The following is an 18,228-nucleotide window of genomic DNA, read 5'->3' as shown; positions in this document are numbered from 1 at the left end:
CGTTGCGCGCCCCGGGACGACAGTGGAATGTTAGGCGCCCACCTTCGCGTCCCTGATCGCCTTCCAGATCTTCTGCGGCGTCAGCGGCGTATTCAGCTGGGTGATGCCGAGCTCGGCGAGCGCGTCCATCACGCCGTTGGTGACGCAGGGCGGGCCGCCGATGGCACCGGATTCGCCGCAGCCCTTGGCGCCAAGCGGATTGGTGCGGCAGGGCGCGGAATCGTCCAGCGTCACCACGATCGGCGGAACGTCGTCGGCCCGCGGGATGCAGTAATCCTGGTAGCTCGCGGTGAGGAGCTGACCGTCGGCATCATAGGAGACGCCTTCATACAACGCCTGACCGATGCCCTGCGCGACGCCGCCATGGATCTGGCCGGTGACCAGCATCGGGTTCACGGCGACGCCGACGTCGTCGACGGTGGTATAGCGCACGACCTTGGACACGCCGGTCTCCGGATCGATCTCGACCTCGCAGATATGCGTGCCGTTCGGCCAGCTGGGGCCATCGACTTCGCCCTCGGAATCGACGCTCAGCTTGGCGCCGCCTTCCTTCTCGGCGAGATCGAACAGGCTGATGCGGCGGTCGGTGCCGACCACGGTGAGCATGCCGCCCTGATATTCGATGTCCTCGACCGAGGTCTCGAGCACGTTGGCAGCCTTCTCGCGCGCCTTCTGGATCAGATCGTTGGACGAGACCGCGACCGCCGTGCCGCCGACGAACAGCGAGCGCGAGCCGACGCTGCCGAAGCCCATCGCAAGATCAGTGTCGCCCTGGACGACGTCGATCTTGTCCATGGCAATGCCGAGCGTGTCTGAGATCATCTGGGTGTAGGTGGTCTGCAGCCCCTGCCCCATCGCCATGGTGCCGGAATGCAGCACGACGCGACCCTGCGACGTCGCGTGCAGGCTGACCTTCTCGGTGTGCGCGCGGCCGCCGGTCCACTCGATGTAGGACGTGAGCCCACGGCCGTAGAGCAGGCCCTTCTTCTTCGCCGCCTTCTTGCGCGCGGCAAAGCCGTCCCAGTCCGCAAGCTTCACGGCACGGTCGAGCATGTGGGCGAAGGCGCCGGAATCGTAAACCTGACCGGCGGCGTTGGTGTAGGGCAGCTGCGCCGGCTTGATGTAGTTCGCTTTGCGGATCGCACGCGGATCCATGCCGATCTTTCGCGCGGCGGCGTCGAACAGGCGCTCGACAATGAACACAGCCTCGGGCCGGCCCGCGCCGCGATAGGCGCCGACCGGCGCGGTGTGAGTCATCACCGACTGCACCTCAAAATGCACCAGCGGCAGATCGTAGACGCCGGTCTGCACGAACGGCCCGAGCACCAGCGGAATGATGTTCGCCGCCCCCGACGAGTAAGCGCCCGTGCAGCCGATCGACTTGACGCGATAGGCCAGCACCTTGCCCTTCTCGTCGAGCGCGAAGGAGGCGGTCGAGGTGAGATCGCGGCCGTGGGTGCCGCCGACGAATTCGTCGGTGCGATCGCCGCGCCAGCGGATCTTCCGGTTCAGCTTGGTCGCGGCGTAGGCGACGATGCCGTCCTCAGGATAGAGATTCGTCTTCTGGCCAAAGCCGCCGCCGATGTCGCCGACCAGCACGCGGACGCTGTCCTTGGGGCGCTTGAGCACGGCTTCCGCGAGCACGTCGCGGGTCGAGGCCGGGGTCTGCGACTGCACATGCAGGAGAAGACGGCCGGTCTTCTTGTCGATCTCGGCAATGGTCGAGCGCGGCTCCATCGCGGAGGGCACCAGACGCTGGCTGACGATGTCGAGCTCGACCGTATGCGCAGCCTTGGCAAACGCCTCGTCCGCCTTGGCGGCATCGCCATAGCTCATCGCACCGACGATGTTGTCGGGCGCCTCGGGCCACACCACGGGCGCGCCGGGCTTGACCGCCTCGACGGGATCGACCACCGCGGGCTGCACGTCGTATTCGATCACGATCGCTTCGGCCGCGCTCTGTGCTTCCGCGCGGGAGGAAGCAACCACCGCCGCAATCGCTTCGCCGGCGTAGCGGACGATCTCATGGGCGAGCAGGCGGCGCGGCGGCACCGTCATCGGCTTGCCGTCGGGGCGCTTAAAGATGCTCAGGGTCGGAATGGTGCCGATATCGTCCTTGACGAGGTCAGCGCCGGTGTAGATCGCGGTGACGCCCGGCATCGATGCCGCAGCGCCGGTGTCGATCGAGACGATCTTCGCGTGGGCATGCGGCGAGCGCAGCACATGCAACCACAGCGCGCCCTCCTCCGGCTTGTCGTCGATGAACTGACCCTTCCCGGTGAGCAGCCGCTGGTCTTCCAAACGCTTGACGGGCTGGCCCGCTCCGAAACGCAAATTGCCGGGAAGAATGTTCATTCCGTGGGGTCCTCAGGGTCTTTTCGAAACTGCGGGCAGCCTTTTAGCGGATCGATCGGAGGCATACCAGCCGCGGTTTTGGGCGGGATATCCACGATTTCGGCATGCCGTCTCGCAAATCCGCGATTCCGTAGGGTGGGCAAAGGCGCGCTTGCGCCGTGCCCACCATCATCCAACGGACGCGACCAGGACGGTGGGCACGCTACGCTTTGCCCACCCTACGGCACTGCTACGGAGAAAGCTCTCTCAACGCCGCTTCCACCACCTTGCGGGCGTCGGCCGACAGCGCGGCCTGCGGCGGGACGGGATCGCCGACGTCGTAGCCCTGGATCGCCAGCCCCGCCTTGATGCAGGCGGCGAGGTTGAAGCGAGCGAAAGCCTCGTTGATCCGCCACAGCCTGCGCTGGAGCGCCATGGCCTCGTCCCAGCGGCCGGCCTTGCAGAGGTCGTAGAGCGCGACGCTCTGGCGCGGGATGATGCAGGCCGGTCCCGCCATCCAGCCGAGCCCGCCGATCAGCATCACCGCCGCCGGGATATGGGCGGAAGCCGAGAACACGCGCAAGGCATCGCCGCAGCGGTTCATGATCGAGAGCAGCCGGCCGGTATTGGTCGAGGCGTCCTTGATGTAGCCGATGCGCGGATGTTCAGCGAGGCGCGCGATGATGTCGAGCGTGAGGTCGGAGCGCTGGAATTGCGGATTGGTGTAGATGACGACCGGGATGTCGACGGCATCCGCGATGCTGCGGAAGTAGGATTCGACCTGGGCATCGCGAGCGGAAAGTACGCTTCCAGGATCGCCAGGATGCCGTTGGCACCACACTTCTGATACGCCCTCGCCTGCGCCACTGCGTCCGCCGTCGAGGTGGATGCGACGCCGGCCACAACCGGCACGCGGCCGTTCGCGGCCTGGATGGTGGTCTGCACGATCGCGGTGCGTTGCGCGGCATTGAGATAGGCGAACTCACCAGTCGAACCCAGCGGCGTCAGCCCGTGCACGCCTGCGCCGATCAAATCGTCGCAGAGCCTGCCGAGGACCTCGGTGCGCACCGTGCCATCGGCATCGACAGGCGAAACGAGGTAGGGAAAGACGCCGTGAAAGTCGGGCATGTCAGGCTGAACCCCGGAAAATTGGCTAGCGCCTGACCGGTCATAGCAATGCCCGCGCCGGCGATCAAACCCTGATCAGGCGCACCCGCGTGCCCCAGGGATCGACGGCCTCCAGACCGTTGGCGAGCGCTGTGACCTGCGCACCGCCTTTGCGCAGGCGTTCCTCCTGCGCGGCGAGAATGTCCTGCTTCGCCATCACCAGCGAGAACCAGGCAAGCCCCGTCGTCTGATCGTCACGTTGGCCGGCCCCCTGGCTCTGCCAGACGTTCATGCCGAGGTGATGGTGATAGCGGCCCGACGACAGGAACGCGGCGCCGCCACGGCGGCGGGTCGGATCGAGGCCGACAGCGCCGTGATAGAACCGTTCGGCCTCGGCGAGATCGCCGACGCGCAGATGCATGTGGCCGACGCGCAGACCGTCCGGCGCCTTGGCATAGTCTGTGACGCGCGTGTTGGTGAGAGACAAGAGGTCAGGGATGTTGAGCTCGTCGCTCGCCATCTTCACGCTGCCCTCGCTCCACTGCCATTGCGAGGGATCGCGGTCGGCATAGACCTCGATGCCGTTGCCTTCGGGGTCGTCGAGATAGACGGATTCGCTGACGAGATGATCGGCGAAGCCCGACAGCGGCACGCGATGCGAGGCTGCGTGCACCAGCCAGCGCGCGAGATCTTTTCGCGACGGCATCAGGAAGGCGGTGTGGTAGAGGCCCGCGGCATTGCGCGGCTCGATCGCGGCCTCGGGACGGGCTTCCAGCACGAGCAGCGTGATGCCGGCCGTGCCGAGCGTCGCGGCGGTCGCGGAGCGCTCCATCACGGTCAGCCCGATCACGTCGCGGTAGTAGTCCGCGGCCTTGTCGAGGTTCTTGACCCGGAGCGTCACCATGCCCACCCGCATCGGCGTGCGGCTGGCATAGGTCGGCCCACCGCCTTGCGGCATGCCCTCGGCCCGAGCGGCGGCGGCGGCCGCCATCGCGAGCGAGGTCGCACCGGCGAGTTGAAGCAGGGTGCGGCGGGTGAGGTCGACGGTCATCGGTCGGGGCTCGCTGGAAACGCTGGAGGTCGTACAGTGCAATTCCTGGATTGCTACACGTTCCCGTGAGCGCCTCCCAATCACATGTTCGTCGGCCGTAGTCCTGCGGAAGCCGGTCCGCCCCGTCTGTCCTGGCCACCCGGCCAGTTTCGCTATCGCCCGCGACATCCCAGATTGAGGACAATTTACAGGAGCCTTCCATGACCGACCCCACTCCTCTGTCGTCCCTTTCGTCCGCGCTCGCGGATGTCGTGACGCGCACCGCGCCATCCGTCGTCGCCGTGCATTCGCATCGCTCCCGCGCCACCGGCTTCGTCTGGAAACCCGGCTTGATCGTCACCGCGGACGAAGCGCTGGCCGATGAGGGCGATATCCAGATCAGCCTCCCCGACGGCAGCAATGCTGCCGCCACAATCGTCGGCCGCGACCATACGACCGACATCGCGCTGTTGCGCACCGATGCCAGTCTTGCGCCGGTCAAGCTGGCCGCGACCGTTCCGCCCCTCGGCACGCTGTCGGTCGTCGTCGCCACCGATCGCGATGCGCCGAGCGCGGCGCTCGGCATGGTATCACTGTCCGGCAAGAGCTGGCGCTCCTTGCGCGGCGGCGACATCGATGCGCGTATCGAGCTCGACGTGCGCCTGCGCTTCGCGCAGCAAGGCGGGCTCGCACTCGATGCATCAGGCGACGCCTTCGGCATGGCCGTGCTCGGGCCGCGGCGGGTCCTGGTGATCCCGACGGCGACAATCGAGCGGGTCGCGGCACAACTCGAGACGCGCGGCCGCATCGCCCGCGGATATCTCGGCCTCGGGCTCCAGCCGGTGCGGCTCGACGATGGCATCGGCGCGATGGTGATGAATGTCGACAATTCCGGTCCTTCGGCTGCAGCCGGCATCCGCCAGGGCGACGTCATCGTGGCGGTCAACGACCAGAAGCTCTCCGGCGTGCGTGCGCTGTCGCGGACGCTGGGACCTGCGAGCGTCGGCACGGTGGTCGATGTCGCGGTGCGCCGCGGCGGCGAGCCGGTCAGCTTCAAGGTCACGATCGGCGAGAGGCCCGAGGCGTGAGCGAGGACAACGCGCCCGAGATCGTGCTCGCCCTGGAGATCGACGATCCCGCCCTCGCCGATCGCCTGGCGGTCCTGCTCGGCAACATCGCCGGGCTTCGGCTCGCCGCGCCCGGCGAGGCCGCCACGGCAACGATCATGGCCCGCGATCCGCGCAGCATGCCGGAAGACATCGCACTGACACAGCGCGAGCTCGATGTCCTGGCGCTGATGGCGGAAGGCGCGTCCAACAAGCTGATCGCGCGCCAGCTCGGCATTTCCGTGCACACGGTCAAATTCCACGTCGGCTCGCTGCTCGATAAGCTGGATGCCACCGGCCGCACCGACGCGGTCGCGCATGCGGCACGCCGCGGCGTGATCGAGCTATGACGCCGTCAGCTCCTATCGCGCTGATGTCGCCGGGAAGCTGAGCCGGACCGTGAGGCCCGGCGCATTGTCGTGCAGTGCAATCTCGGCGCCATGGAGACCGGCAACGGCCGCGACCAGGCTCAAGCCCAGACCGTTGCCCGGCGTGTAACGGCTCTGTTCGAGTCGGTAGAAGCGCTTGAAGACGTGATCGCGCTCTCCGGTGGGAATGCCCGGACCATCGTCGGCGATCGCGATCACCGCCCCGGCGCCGGCGCTGCGACAGGTCACCGTGACCTGCCCGCCCGCGCGGCCGTGCTTGATCGCGTTGTCGACCAGATTGGCGATGGCGTCGAACAGCAGGTCGCGGTCCCCCGTAATTGCCACCTCGCGGTCGCCGTCAAGGCTGAGGCGGGTCGCGACCTGCTCGGCCGCGGCGTCGTAGAGCTCGACGACCTCGCCGGCAATTTCAGCGAGATCGAGCTTGCGAAACGCACTCCGGCGGGCGCGAGTCTCGATCTCCGAGATCCGCGTGATGGAAGCGAACATCCCGAGCACCGAATCGAGATCGGCGATGGTATCGCCAATCAGCGTCGCATCGGCCTCGCCATTTCGCGGGGTGTGATAGGCCTTTTCCAGCCGGCCGCGCATGCGCGTCAGCGGCGTGCGCAGATCGTGGGCGACGTTGTCGCTGACCTGCTTGACCTCACCCATCAGCGTCTCGATGCGGTCGAGCATCTGATTGAGGTTTTCGGCGACGCGGTCCCACTCGTCGTGACTGCCGCGCAAGGGAATGCGCCGGTCGAGCCCCGACAGCATGATGGCGCGGCTGGTCGCATTGATCTCCTCGATCCGTCCGACCGTGCGCCGCGTCACCAGCACGGCCGCGACCCCGGCCAGCACGGCCAGCAGCACGGCGACGGCGACCATCGCGAGCTCGATCATCGCGGTGAAGCCGCTGTGATCGCCGGCGTCGCCGACCCGGCCCTGCACATAGGCAATCGTGCCGAAATAGACATAGGCCATGATCGCCGCGACGATCAGCCCGAACGTCGCGATCGCGATCAGCGCCAGACGGAAGGTGGAGGAGCGGAGCGTCTTAGCCAGGAGCACGGATGCAATATCCGATGCCGCGGATGGTATGGATCAGCGGATAGGCTTGGGCGTCGTCGACCTTGCGTCGGACCCGCCCGACATAGACGTCAATGATGTTGGTGGAGGGGTCGAAATGCAGGTCCCAGACATGCTGGAGCAGCATCGCCCGGGAGACGACGCGGCCCTCGTTGCGGACGAGATATTCGAGCAGCTGAAACTCGCGCGGCAGCAGCGGAATTTTCCGGCCGCGCCGGCTGGCGTTGCGCGCGATCAGGTCGATGGCGAGATCGCCGACCCGCAAAATCGTTTCCTTGGCGACGGTCTCGCTGCGGCGGCCGAGCGCCTCGAGGCGCGCCAGCAGCTCGACGAAGGAGAACGGCTTGACGAGATAGTCATCGCCGCCGGCGCGCAAACCGCGCACGCGGTCGTCGACCTCGCCGAGCGCGGAGATGATCAGGAAGGGTGCGGCGATGCCGTCGTCGCGCAACTGGCGCATCACGGTGATGCCGTCGATGTCGGGCAGCATGCGATCGATGGTGATCACGGCGTAGTCGCGGGCGACGCCGTGGCTCAGAGCTTCACGACCTGTCGCGGCAAGATCGACGTCGTAGCCCGAGGTGGTCAGTTCCTCGACGAGCTGGCCTGCGGTTTCCGGATCGTCCTCGACGACCAGGATGCGGCGGTGACCTCCGGTCATGCAAAACTCCGCGCGACGATCGCCACCAGACTATCCCGTTCCGGGGCTGAGCGGAACCGCCCGGTGGCGATCGCGACAATGGTGCGGTACCGCGATGCGACTACCAATAGTCTCCGCACACATTGACCCATTGCCATCCATAGGGCGTCAAGCTCCTGCGCCAGCAACCATCGTCGTAATAGTTGGCATAGTTGGCATAGAAGAACGGCGCGCCGACGAAAGCGAACCGGTTGAAGCGGTGACGGTGGAAGAAGGCATGGCGGCCAATGAACGGCCTGCCGTGCCAGCCCGGGCCAGCAAACCGCGGGCCGAAAGCGGCGCGGGTCGCCAATGGTGCACCGACAAAGCGCGGCCCCATGGCACCACGGGCGGCCATTGGCGAACCGGCGAAGCGGGCGCCACCGAAGCCCGGGCCGCCAGCAAAGCGTGCGCCGCCCATGCCACCGAAACCACTCGCGCGCATACCGCCGAAGCCGCCCGCATGCATTCCGCCGCCGCCGAAATGCCCGCCGCCGCCAAAGCCACCGTGGCCGCCACCGCCAAAGCCACCACCGCCATGCCCTCCGCCACCGCCGCCGCCACCGCCACGGGCAAGCACAGGTGAAGCGAGCGCCATCATTGCGGCGAGCGTCACCGCAGTGACGCCTTTGAGAAGCCTGTTGTCCATCGAAGCATCCTCCGTGCTGCGCGGCGATCTTTCTGCCGCGCGAGGAGGATCAGATGAGAGGAAGGGACAGGCACCTTCAACTTACAACCGCGCCAGATTCTGACGCAGGTGTTAGGGACGAACGCTCTTTCGCTCCCTCGCCCCGCTCTGACGGCGAGAAGGTGGGGTGAGGGGCTGCGTCCGCGAATGCGATCTAAAAAGTGATCGCAACGCTTGTCCCGTGCACCGTCAAGTTACGAGCCGGAGGGACCTTTGATCTGGTCAGCCGCATGCCTTGCCCCTCACCCGGATCGCTGGCGCGATCCGGCCTCTCCCCGCAAAGAGCGGGGAGAGGTTAAAATATCACGCCCGCTTGCCGCCGTTCTTCTCGGCTGCGCGGCGCATGGCCTCCGCGAGGGCACCGCCGCCGGAGGATTCCTGGTTGCGCGGGGCCGACGACGTCATGCGCGCGGGGTTTCGCGAGCTGTTGTCCCGCTGCATGCCGGGCGCATCCTTCTTGGCGCCGACCTCGTCGTCGAGGCGCAATGTCAGCGAGATGCGCTTGCGGGCGACCTCGAAGTCCAGCACCTTCACCTTGACGATGTCGCCGGGCTTCACCACCTCGCGCGGATCCTTGATGTAGTTCCTGGACATCGCCGAGATGTGAACCAGGCCGTCCTGGTGCACGCCGATATCGACGAAGGCGCCGAAGGCGGCAACGTTGGTCACGGTCCCCTCGAGGATCATGCCCTTCTGGAGATGCTTGATCTCCTCGACGCCCTCCTTGAACACCGCGGCCTTAAACGCTGGACGCGGGTCGCGGCCGGGCTTCTCGAGCTCGCGCAGGATGTCGGTGACGGTCGGCAGACCGAAGGTCTCGTCGACGAAATCCTTGGGCTTCAGCGTACGCACGATCTCGCTGCTGCCGATCAGTGCCTTGATGTCACTCTTGGTGGCGCTGAGAATCCGGCGCACCACGGGATAGGCTTCCGGATGCACGCCGGACGCATCGAGCGGGTCCTCGCCGCCGAGGATGCGCAGGAAGCCGGCACACTGCTCGAACGCCTTCGGCCCGAGCCGCGGCACGTCCTTGAGCGCCTTGCGCGACTTGAACGGGCCGTTGGCGTCGCGGTGTGCCACGATGCTCGAGGCAAGGCCGGAGCCGACGCCCGACACGCGGGCCAGAAGCGGTGCCGAGGCGGTGTTGACGTCAACGCCGACCGCGTTCACGCAGTCTTCGACCACGGCATCGAGCGACTTGGCGAGCTTGGCCTGGCCGAGGTCGTGCTGGTACTGGCCGACGCCGATCGCCTTGGGCTCGATCTTGACGAGCTCGGCGAGCGGATCCTGGAGCCGCCGCGCGATCGAGACCGCGCCGCGCAGGGTGACGTCGAGACCCGGCAACTCCTCCGAGGCGAAGGCCGAGGCCGAATAGACCGACGCGCCGGCTTCCGACACCACGATCTTGGTCATCTTCAGCTCGGCCAGGCCCTTGACGAGATCGCCTGCGAGCTTGTCGGTTTCACGCGAGGCGGTGCCGTTGCCGATCGCGATCAGCTCGACACGATGCTTCAGGGCAAGCTTGCCGAGGATCGCGAGCGCCTCGTTCCACTGCCGCTGCGGCTCGTGCGGATAGATCACTGCGGTATCGACCACCTTGCCGGTCGCGTCGGTGACGGCGACCTTGACGCCGGTGCGATAACCGGGATCGAGGCCCATGGTGACGCGGGTGCCGGCGGGTGCCGCGAGCAGCAGGTCGCGCAAATTGGAGGCGAAGACGCGCACGGCCTCGGTCTCGGCCGCATTCCACAGCCGCATGCGCAGGTCGATGTTGAGATGCACCTGGATCTTGGTACGCCAGGCCCAGCGCACGGTATCGATCAGCCAGCGGTCGCCGGCGCGCTTGAGGTCGGCGATGCCGAACCGCTTCATGATCTTCAATTCATAAGCGCTCGGCACGCCCGGCGGCGGCGCTTCGGCCTCAGCCTGGATCTGGAGATCGAGGATCTCTTCCTTCTCGCCGCGAAACATCGCGAGGATGCGGTGCGACGGGAGCTTCGTCAGCGGCTCGGAGAACTCGAAATAGTCGGCGAACTTCTCGCCCTCGGTCTTCTTGCCGTCGCGCACCTTAGAGGCCATGCGCGCGTTGGTCCACACCTCCTCGCGCAAAGCACCGATCAGGTCGGCGTCCTCGTCGAAGCGCTCGACCAGGATGGCGCGGGCGCCATCGAGCGCGGCAGCGGCATCGGCCACGCCCTTCTCAGCATTGATGAAGGTTTCGGCCACGACCTTCGGATCGTTGCCCGACTCCGCCATCAGCTGATTGGCGAGCGGCTCGAGCCCGGCTTCCTTGGCGATCTCGGCCTTGGTGCGGCGCTTCGGCTTGAACGGCAGGTAGATGTCTTCCAGACGCGCCTTGCTGTCGGCGGCGAGAATGGAGGCTTCGAGCGCGGCATCGAGCTTGCCCTGCTCGCGGACCGATTCGAGGATCGCTTTGCGGCGGTCTTCGAGCTCGCGCAAATAGCCCAGGCGCTCCTCCAGGGTGCGCAATTGCGCGTCGTCGAGCGCACCGGTTGCTTCCTTGCGGTAGCGGGCGATGAAGGGAACCGTGGCGCCGCCGTCGAGCAACGTCACCGTCGCCTCGACCTGCTCCGCCCGTACCCCAAGCTCCTGCGCAATTTTCTGGTTGATATTTGCCACGCGAGAATCCCTCTATCCAAGCACGCGACGCGGGGGCGAACCACCGGCAGCGGGACGCCGCTTATGGACCAACCGAGGTTGATTCATCAAGGTGCGGCGCGCAACCGTCGACAGAGGATTTTTTTGTTGAACCGGATGCGATCTCGCCACATTCGTGGGTGCCTGCACCCCCGCTTGCGCCTTGACATGCGCCTCCGTTCCACGGCTGGTTGACCCGCCGGACCACCGAACTCCACACGAGGACTGCAATGCGGACAGCATCGGTCGGCGTCTTCAGGGTCGCCACCACCGGCCCCGGCGACGTCTCCGGCCTCATGGCCATGATCGGCTCCGGCGCGATCGACCCGACAACGATTTTGGCCATCCTCGGCAAGACCGAAGGCAATGGCGGCGTCAACGATTTTACGCGGGAGTATGCCGTTGCAGCGTTGTGCACCGCGCTGGCGCCAGAACTCGGCCTTTCGCCAGAGGCAGTCGAGCAGCGCATCGCCTTCGTGATGTCGGGCGGCACCGAAGGCGTGCTCAGCCCGCATATCACGGTGTTCACGCGGCGCCAGGCTGAGCGCCCGGCAGGCATGTCCGGCAAGCGCTTGAGCATCGGCATGGCGCACACGCGGGACTTCCTCCCCGAAGAGATCGGCCGCTCCGCACAGATCATGGAAACGGCCAAGGCGGTGACTGCCGCGATGGCGGATGCCGGCATCACCGATCCCGCTGACGTCCATTTCGTGCAGATCAAATGCCCGCTGCTCACCAGCGACCGCGTCGAAGCGGCAAACGCGCGCGGCAACAAGACGGCCACGACCAGCGCCTACAGCTCGATGGCCTATTCGCGCGGCGCCTCCGCGCTTGGGGTCGCGGTCGCGCTCGGCGAGATCGCTTCCGATGTTGGCGACGACGACGTGCTGCGGCGCTACGATCTGTTCTCGTCGGTTGCGTCCACCTCGTCTGGGATCGAGCTGATGCACAACGTCATCATCGTGCTCGGCAACTCGGCGTCTTCAGCTAGCGAGTTCGAGATCGGCCACGCCGTGATGAACGATGCGATCGATGCTCCGGCGGTGGTGTCGGCGTTGAAATGTGTTGGCCTTGGTGTTGGGCTTGGCGTCGCGCCGCTAGCCACCGAGGACCGCGAGCTCGTCAATATATTCGCCAAGGCCGAGGCCTCGCCTGATGGCAGCGTGCGCGGCTTCCGCCACACCATGCTGGAGGATACCGACATCAGCTCGACGCGCCACGCCCGCGCAGCCGTCGGCGGCCTGATCGCAGGCCTTGCCGGCACCGGCGCGGTCTATGTCTCCGGCGGCGCCGAGCATCAGGGGCCGGCGGGCGGCGGCCCGGTTGCGGTGATCGCACGGCTGTCTTAATGACGCGGCGACCTCTCCGCCCGGCGCAACCCTGCCCTTCGCGCCGGCTCAGTTGATTCACGCGGGCCCTTGCGAAAAAGGTGACGCCGCTACCCACGGGGATTTGGACTTCATGACTTTGCCGATGAGCTGGAACGAATGGGCGCAGCACGATGGCGTCGGACTGGCGGCGCGCGTCCGCAAGGGCGAGCTGACGGCGAAGGAGCTGGCGCGCCAGGCCGCGGCGGGCGTGGCCAAGGTCAATCCGGCACTGTCGGGCGTGGTCGAGCTGTTCGAGGACGTGATCGCCGATCCGGCCAAGGACGGCGCCAATCTCGCCGGCCCGTTCGCCGGCCTGCCCTTCCTGATGAAGGACCTCGGACCGACCATGAAGGGCCGGCTCCAGGAAATGGGCTCGCTGCTGATGCGCGGCAATCGCGCCGCGGCCGACACGTTCCTCACCGGTAAATTCCGCCAGGCAGGCCTCAACCTGATCGGACGCACCACGACGCCGGAATTCGGCGTGTGCAGCTCGGCCGACAATCCCGCCGTCTACGTGACGCGCAATCCCTGGAATACCGACTACACCACCTGCGGCTCGTCGGCGGGCAGCGCGGCGATGGTCGCGGCCGGCGTCGTCCCGATCGCGCATGCGACCGACGGTGGCGGCTCGATCCGCATTCCCGCCGGCGTCAACGGCAATATCGGGCTGAAAGTGTCGCGCGGCGTGTTCTCGCTGGCCCCACACATGTCCGACCTCACCGGTCTCGTCTCGATCCAGGGCTGTCAATCGCGCTCGGTGCGCGACACCGCTGCCTTCGTCGATCACGCGCGCGGGCCTGCGCCCGGCGAGTTCATGCCGTTCTGGACCACGGCGCAGCCGTATTCGGAGATGATCAAGCGCGACCCGTCAAAGCTTCGCATCGCGCTGTCGCACACCTGGGGCGACTACACCGCAACGCCGGAGATCGCCGCCGAGCTGGAGAAAACCGGCCGCTTCCTCGAAGGCCTCGGCCATCACGTCGAATACGCGCTGCCCGAGCTCGACTTCCGCGCCGCGTTCGCGGCACAGACCACCTGCTACATCAGCAATTTTGCCGTGGTGATCTCCAACATGCTCGCCGCACGCGGGCTGGAAAAGCCGCCGGAGGATCTGATCGAGCCCATGAACATCCGGATCTGGGAGGCCGGTCGCCACACGACCTTCGCGGAACGCGCGAAGATGCAAGGCGTGTTCAACACGACCTCGCGCGGCTTCGGCGCGTTCTTCGAGCAGTGGGACGTGATCCTGACGCCGATCACCGCGCTGCCGACGCCGAAAGTCGGCACCAGGGAATATCTCACCATCTCCGACAATCCTGACGTCCTCGACTGGTTCGGCAATCTCTGGCGCTTCTTCGCCTTCACGCCGCTGGCCAATCTCTGCGGCATGCCCGCGATCTCGATGCCGATGGCAGAGCAAGACCACGGCCTGCCGCTCGGTATCCAGGCCATCGCCAAGCAGGCCAATGACGGCCTGCTCCTGCAACTCGCCGCCCAGATCGAGCGCGCGCTCGACGGCAAGTGGAACGGCGGCAAGAAGCCGAAGGTGCATGTGGGCTGAGAGATTGCGATCGCATTCAAAAGCGATCGCCCGCGATCTCAGTTCTTCACCGTCGGGATCACCTCCGCCGGCTGCTGCTGCCCCTGCCTGTACATCGCCAGCGCCTTGTCGAGGGCCTCGCGTAGCGCCAGCGCTGCGGCCACGCTGCAACGCAAGTGCGCGGTCTGGACCACGTCGACCCTGACGGCGGCACCGACCGGCATCAGCAGGTTCGCGGCGAGCTCGATCTGGATCGCGCCGTTGTGGTGTCCGAAGCAGGATGCGCCGTCGAAATAGATGATCGGTGCCCGTTCCGAGCTGGAGCTCGAAATGGTCACGGGCCCCTGATTGGTGGCGGGTGTTTCGGGGTCGGCCATGGGCACTCCTTGGGGCTAGTCGACGGACGAAGCGCCCACCATCGTTGCTTCGGCACACCATGTCGAGGCCAAACCGGCCCAGACAGACCTGCCTAATGAGCCCCTTTCGGGGTTTTGCGCGGCGACCGACACTGGTCTAGAACGTCGTCATGTCCACTTCACCCACCACGCTGCCGTTCGAGGAACTCGCCGAGGCGATCAAGGGCCGCCGCTCCGACTACGGCCATATCAGCGGGCTCCAGCTCGACCGCTTCGCGCTCGCCGAGGCCTGGTCCAGCCTGCCCTATCGTCCGGTCTTCGTCGGCGACACCGAGACCGGCGTGCTGCATGGCGGCGTCGTCACGGCAATGCTGGACGAGAGCTGCGGCATGGCGGTGCAACTTGCACTCGACGGCACGCGCGCGATCGCAACCCTGGACCTGCGCATCGATTATCAGAAGCCGGCAACGCCGGGCCTCGACATCAAGGCGCATTCGGTCTGCTACCGCACCACGCGCTCGATCGCCTTCGTGCGCTCCACCGCCTATCAGGACTCCGAGGACGATCCGGTCGCAACCGCGACCGCCTGCTTCATGATCGGCGCCAACCGCACCAACATGCTCGCGGACCGCAGGATGGATTCGCGCAGCATCCCGACGCTGGAGGCGCCCGACGATCCGGACGGCCCGTTCGCCAACAGCCCGTTCGCGCGCTGCCTCGGCATTCGCGTCAATAACGACGGTACGCTGACGATGCCGTTCTCGCCGCAGATCATCGGCAATCCGATCCTGCCCGCGATCCATGGTGGCATGACCGGTGCCTTCCTCGAGACCTCCGCGATCCTCGGCGTGAGGCGCGAGCTCGGCATCGCGGCGCTGCCCAAGCCGATCGGACTCACCGTCAACTATCTGCGTTCCGGACGTGCCCTCGATACCGTCGCCAATGTCTCGATCGTGAAACAGGGCCGGCGCATCGTCGCCTTCGAGGCGCGGGCCTGGCAGGACGATGCGAACAAGCCGATCGCCACCGCTTTCGGCCATTTCATGCTGCGGCCAACGCCCGGAAGTGACGAGGAATAGGCGTATTTTCCCTTGACGACCGGAGTTCCGGCCACAACGATAGCGCGGTTCCTGCGAGAGGTATTGGATTGCGGCATCCGCTCGACATCATCGCCATGTTCGCCGCGCTCTGGCTGCTGGCGTCGATGGTGCTCGACGCGCTGACGCCGAAGGAGCTGACCGCGGTGATGATCGGCATCGCGATCGGGCCCGCCATCGTCATCACCGCCGTGTTCTATTATTTGCGCTGCCCGCGCACCGATTTCGCGGTGATGTTCGCAGCGCTCTGGCTGATCTCCGATATCGCCATTGCATTCATCTCGCCGACGCAGCTGCCGTATTTCCTGATCGCACTCGGCTTCGTGCCGGCCCTGCTGATCGGCATCGTGCTGCACTGGCAGCGCTTCCAGCACCGCCACGAGCGGCTGCCCGCGCCTTCGGTGAAGCGGGGCTAGCGCGGTAGCAGATTTGTTTTAGCGAGATCGAGCACCTCGTCGCCACGACCGTTCATCACCGCGCGCAGCACCCAGAGGCTGAAGCCCTTGATCTGCTCGGGCGTGATGGTCGGCGGCATCGACAGCTCCTGCTTCGCCGTGACGACATCGAGCAGCGCGGGTCCGTCATGAGCCAGCATCTCCTTCACGGCGCCCGGGAGCTCGCCGGGGTCCTCGACGCGTTTGGCGAAAATACCCATTGCGCGCGCCATCGCCGCGAAATCGGGATTCTCGAGATCGACATTAGTGTCGACGAAACCGGCCGCCTTCATCCCCAGCGCAACGAAGCCAAGCACGCCATTGTTGAAGACCACGATTTTCACCGGCAGCTTCATCTGCGTCAGCGTAATGAGGTCACCCATCAGCATGGTGAAGCCGCCGTCGCCGGAGAGCGAGATGATCTGGCGGCCGGGCTGCGAGGCCTGCGCGCCGATCGCCTGCGGCATCGCGTTGGCCATCGAGCCGTGCACGAACGAGCCGATCAGCCGGCGGCGGCCGTTCATGTCGAGATAGCGCGCGGCCCACACCGTGGGTGTGCCGACATCGGCGGTGAACACGGCGTCATCGGAGGCATGGTCGCTGATGACTTTTGCCAGATATTGCGGATGGATCGGCTTGCTGCCCGGTGTCCCCTTCGCAAGCGAGTCGAGCCCTTCGCGCGCCTTCTTGTAATGCGCGATGGCGTCGTCGAGATGCCTCCGCTGCGTCTTGGTCTTGAGCGCCGTCCCAGATTTTCCGGGCGGATGTCGATCTGCGCGACCTGGCAGTCGGTCGGGAAGAACTGCTTGTAAGGGAAATTGGTGCCGAGCATGACCAGCGCGTCGCAGGCGTGCATGGCGGCATAGCCTGAGGAGAAACCGATGAAGCCGGTCATGCCGACGTCGTAGGGGTTATCGTACTCGACATGCTCCTTGCCGCCGAGTGCATGCACGATCGGGCTCTTCAGCGCTTCTGCCAGCTGCATCAGCGGCGCGTGCGCGCCGGCGCAGCCGCGACCACAGAACAGGGTGATGCGCTCGGCACCGTTCAGGAGGTCCGCGAGCACCTTCAGCTCGTCGGCCTGCGGCACGACCTTCGGCGCCGACAGCGCAAGCCCGCGCGTCGTCGACAGCGCGCGCTTGGGCGGGCTGCGGAACGCGACGTCGCCGGGCATTGCGATCACGGCGACGCCGCGCAGGCCTACGGCCGCACGGATGGCGTTCTCGATCACGTAAGGCAGCTGGCTCGCATCCGACACCAGCTCACAATAATGGCTGCACTCCCTAAACAGGTTTTGCGGATGGGTCTCCTGGAAATAACCACCGCCGATCTCGGCCGAAGGGATCTGCGCCGCGATCGCAAGCACGGGGACGCGACTGCGATGCGCATCGAACAGGCCGTTGATCAGGTGCAGATTGCCCGGGCCGCAGGAGCCCGCGCACACAGCGAGGCTTCCCGTCATCTCGGCTTCGCCGGCGGCCGCGAAGGCCGCGACCTCCTCGTGCCGGACATGGATCCATTCGATGGTGCCGCGGCGGCGTAGCGCCTCGGTGAGACCGTTCAGACTGTCGCCGACGATGCCGTAGATGCGCTTGACGCCGGCCTGCTCGAGCGTTGCCACGAACAGATCGGCTACGTTGTTGATCGCCATGTCGGTCTCCTGATCTCGCTGCTGCAGCAAGATAGGATAAAGCGCGGCTATGACGGGATCACGGCTTGTTTATTGCTGGGTCAGTCTTTCACAATCGCCCGATCATAGGCCGCGATTGTCACCTTTGCGCGAGCGGCGACATCGGCGGCCGTCATGCCGGGCTTGTAGAGGCTGGAGCCGAGCCCGAACGCGGTCACGCCGCCCTTCATGTATTCGGCAAAATTCTGGTCGGAGACGCCGCCGACGGCGGCGATCATCACGCCCGCCGGCAGCACGGCGCGGATCGCGGCAATACCGGACGCACCGAGCACGCTGGCCGGAAAGAATTTCAGACCCGATGCGCCGGAGCGCGCCGCGAGCAGCGCCTCGGTCGGCGAGAACACGCCCGGCAACGTCACCATCGCGTACTGATGTGCACGCGTGAGCACCTGCGTATCCACATTCGGCGAGACCATCAACTTGCCGCCGACGTCGTTGAGACGATCGACATCTGCGGCGGTCAGCACCGTGCCGGCGCCGATCAGGACGCTGGCCGGCGCGAGCTTCGCGGCAATCGCGATCGAGCGGAACGGCTCCGGTGAATTCAGGGGGATCTCGATCGCGGTCATGCCGGCCTCGATCAGCACGCCGACGATCGCCTCGGTCTCCTCGGGCTTCACACCACGCAGGATCGCGACCAGCGGCCGCTGCATCGGCGGAAAGGGAACGCTCATCTCAAGAT

Annotated in this window: 14 protein-coding genes and 2 pseudogenes; 6 read left to right on the top strand and 10 right to left on the bottom strand. The window is 66.3% G+C overall.

What is annotated here, in order from left to right:
* Positions 1-30 precede the first annotated feature (30 nt).
* The 3 genes and pseudogenes from J4G43_RS11050 to J4G43_RS11040 all read right to left on the bottom strand — a co-directional run bounded on the left by J4G43_RS11050 (position 31) and on the right by J4G43_RS11040 (position 4,492).
* Positions 31-2,355, bottom strand: coding sequence for a xanthine dehydrogenase family protein molybdopterin-binding subunit (locus J4G43_RS11050; protein WP_208084805.1), 2,325 nt, complete (start codon positions 2,353-2,355; stop codon positions 31-33).
* Between the two features lie 229 nt (positions 2,356-2,584).
* Positions 2,585-3,462: pseudogene (locus tag J4G43_RS11045) on the bottom strand (dihydrodipicolinate synthase family protein).
* Between the two features lie 64 nt (positions 3,463-3,526).
* Positions 3,527-4,492: a VOC family protein gene (locus tag J4G43_RS11040; protein WP_208084804.1), complete on the bottom strand. Its 966-nt coding sequence runs from the start codon at positions 4,490-4,492 to the stop codon at positions 3,527-3,529.
* Positions 4,493-4,692: 200 nt separating this feature from the next.
* Here J4G43_RS11040 and J4G43_RS11035 point away from each other — a divergent pair, with 200 nt between their 5' ends.
* Together J4G43_RS11035 and J4G43_RS11030 are read left to right on the top strand one after the other, a co-directional pair.
* Complete coding sequence (locus J4G43_RS11035; RefSeq protein WP_208084803.1) at positions 4,693-5,559, top strand: S1C family serine protease; 867 nt, start codon at positions 4,693-4,695, stop codon at positions 5,557-5,559.
* A complete protein-coding gene (locus tag J4G43_RS11030; RefSeq protein WP_208084802.1) occupies positions 5,556-5,927 on the top strand; it encodes a response regulator transcription factor in 372 nt (123 codons plus the stop codon). Before J4G43_RS11035 ends, J4G43_RS11030 begins: the two co-directional genes overlap by 4 nt.
* A 12-nt stretch (positions 5,928-5,939) precedes the next feature.
* On the opposite strand, the gene J4G43_RS11025 is transcribed toward J4G43_RS11030, so the two are convergent.
* The 4 genes from J4G43_RS11025 to J4G43_RS11010 form a co-directional block, all read right to left on the bottom strand.
* The gene (locus tag J4G43_RS11025; RefSeq protein ID WP_208084801.1) at positions 5,940-7,016 is read right to left on the bottom strand and encodes a sensor histidine kinase; all 1,077 of its coding nucleotides are present in this window, start codon (positions 7,014-7,016) and stop codon (positions 5,940-5,942) included.
* A complete protein-coding gene (locus J4G43_RS11020; RefSeq protein ID WP_208084800.1) occupies positions 7,003-7,695 on the bottom strand; it encodes a response regulator transcription factor in 693 nt (230 codons plus the stop codon). The genes J4G43_RS11025 and J4G43_RS11020 overlap by 14 nt, the downstream gene beginning before the upstream one ends.
* Before the next feature lie 100 nt (positions 7,696-7,795).
* A complete protein-coding gene (locus tag J4G43_RS11015) occupies positions 7,796-8,362 on the bottom strand; it encodes a hypothetical protein (protein ID WP_208084799.1) in 567 nt (188 codons plus the stop codon).
* Positions 8,363-8,704: 342 nt separating this feature from the next.
* Positions 8,705-11,041 (bottom strand): Tex family protein, encoded by a 2,337-nt coding sequence (locus J4G43_RS11010; protein ID WP_208084798.1) that lies wholly within the window; start codon positions 11,039-11,041, stop codon positions 8,705-8,707.
* Positions 11,042-11,289: 248 nt separating this feature from the next.
* Here J4G43_RS11010 and atzD point away from each other — a divergent pair, with 248 nt between their 5' ends.
* On the top strand, positions 11,290-12,408 hold the full coding sequence (gene atzD, locus J4G43_RS11005; protein WP_208084797.1) for a cyanuric acid amidohydrolase: 1,119 nt from the start codon (positions 11,290-11,292) through the stop codon (positions 12,406-12,408).
* Positions 12,409-12,520: 112 nt separating this feature from the next.
* Positions 12,521-13,990: an amidase gene (locus tag J4G43_RS11000; protein ID WP_208084796.1), complete on the top strand. Its 1,470-nt coding sequence runs from the start codon at positions 12,521-12,523 to the stop codon at positions 13,988-13,990.
* A 38-nt stretch (positions 13,991-14,028) separates the two neighbouring features.
* On the opposite strand, the gene J4G43_RS10995 is transcribed toward J4G43_RS11000, so the two are convergent.
* On the bottom strand, positions 14,029-14,346 hold the full coding sequence (locus J4G43_RS10995) for a hypothetical protein (RefSeq protein ID WP_028151536.1): 318 nt from the start codon (positions 14,344-14,346) through the stop codon (positions 14,029-14,031).
* Positions 14,347-14,495: 149 nt separating this feature from the next.
* Here J4G43_RS10995 and J4G43_RS10990 point away from each other — a divergent pair, with 149 nt between their 5' ends.
* Both J4G43_RS10990 and J4G43_RS10985 read left to right on the top strand, forming a co-directional pair.
* A complete protein-coding gene (locus J4G43_RS10990; protein WP_208084795.1) occupies positions 14,496-15,404 on the top strand; it encodes a PaaI family thioesterase in 909 nt (302 codons plus the stop codon).
* A 68-nt stretch (positions 15,405-15,472) separates the two neighbouring features.
* Positions 15,473-15,838, top strand: coding sequence for a hypothetical protein (locus J4G43_RS10985; protein ID WP_038942774.1), 366 nt, complete (start codon positions 15,473-15,475; stop codon positions 15,836-15,838).
* On the opposite strand, the pseudogene J4G43_RS10980 reads toward J4G43_RS10985, so the two are convergent.
* Positions 15,835-17,507 (bottom strand): annotated as a pseudogene (locus J4G43_RS10980) (thiamine pyrophosphate-dependent enzyme). The gene J4G43_RS10985 and the pseudogene J4G43_RS10980 overlap by 4 nt on opposite strands.
* An 80-nt stretch (positions 17,508-17,587) precedes the next feature.
* On the bottom strand, positions 17,588-18,220 hold the full coding sequence (locus J4G43_RS10975; RefSeq protein ID WP_208084794.1) for a 2-dehydro-3-deoxy-6-phosphogalactonate aldolase: 633 nt from the start codon (positions 18,218-18,220) through the stop codon (positions 17,588-17,590).
* Between the last annotated feature and the right edge of the window lie 8 nt (positions 18,221-18,228).

It is taken from the genome of Bradyrhizobium barranii subsp. barranii, assembly GCF_017565645.3.
Taxonomy (GTDB): Bacteria; Pseudomonadota; Alphaproteobacteria; order Rhizobiales; family Xanthobacteraceae; genus Bradyrhizobium; species Bradyrhizobium barranii.
Note: the sequence above shows the minus strand (reverse complement) of the source record. Positions and strands in the feature narration are given on the sequence as shown.

Excerpts from the sequence above, each read along its gene's own strand:
- J4G43_RS11050 (WP_208084805.1), bottom strand. The coding sequence starts at position 2,355 with ATGAACATTCTTCCCGGCAATTTGCGTTTCGGAGCGGGCCAGCCCGTC.
- J4G43_RS11040 (WP_208084804.1), bottom strand. The coding sequence starts at position 4,492 with ATGACCGTCGACCTCACCCGCCGCACCCTGCTTCAACTCGCCGGTGCG.
- J4G43_RS11035 (WP_208084803.1), top strand. The coding sequence starts at position 4,693 with ATGACCGACCCCACTCCTCTGTCGTCCCTTTCGTCCGCGCTCGCGGAT.
- J4G43_RS11020 (WP_208084800.1), bottom strand. The coding sequence starts at position 7,695 with ATGACCGGAGGTCACCGCCGCATCCTGGTCGTCGAGGACGATCCGGAA.
- J4G43_RS11015 (WP_208084799.1), bottom strand. The coding sequence starts at position 8,362 with ATGGACAACAGGCTTCTCAAAGGCGTCACTGCGGTGACGCTCGCCGCA.
- atzD (WP_208084797.1), top strand. The coding sequence starts at position 11,290 with ATGCGGACAGCATCGGTCGGCGTCTTCAGGGTCGCCACCACCGGCCCC.
- J4G43_RS11000 (WP_208084796.1), top strand. The coding sequence starts at position 12,521 with ATGACTTTGCCGATGAGCTGGAACGAATGGGCGCAGCACGATGGCGTC.
- J4G43_RS10995 (WP_028151536.1), bottom strand. The coding sequence starts at position 14,346 with ATGGCCGACCCCGAAACACCCGCCACCAATCAGGGGCCCGTGACCATT.
- J4G43_RS10990 (WP_208084795.1), top strand. The coding sequence starts at position 14,496 with ATGTCCACTTCACCCACCACGCTGCCGTTCGAGGAACTCGCCGAGGCG.
- J4G43_RS10975 (WP_208084794.1), bottom strand. The coding sequence starts at position 18,220 with ATGAGCGTTCCCTTTCCGCCGATGCAGCGGCCGCTGGTCGCGATCCTG.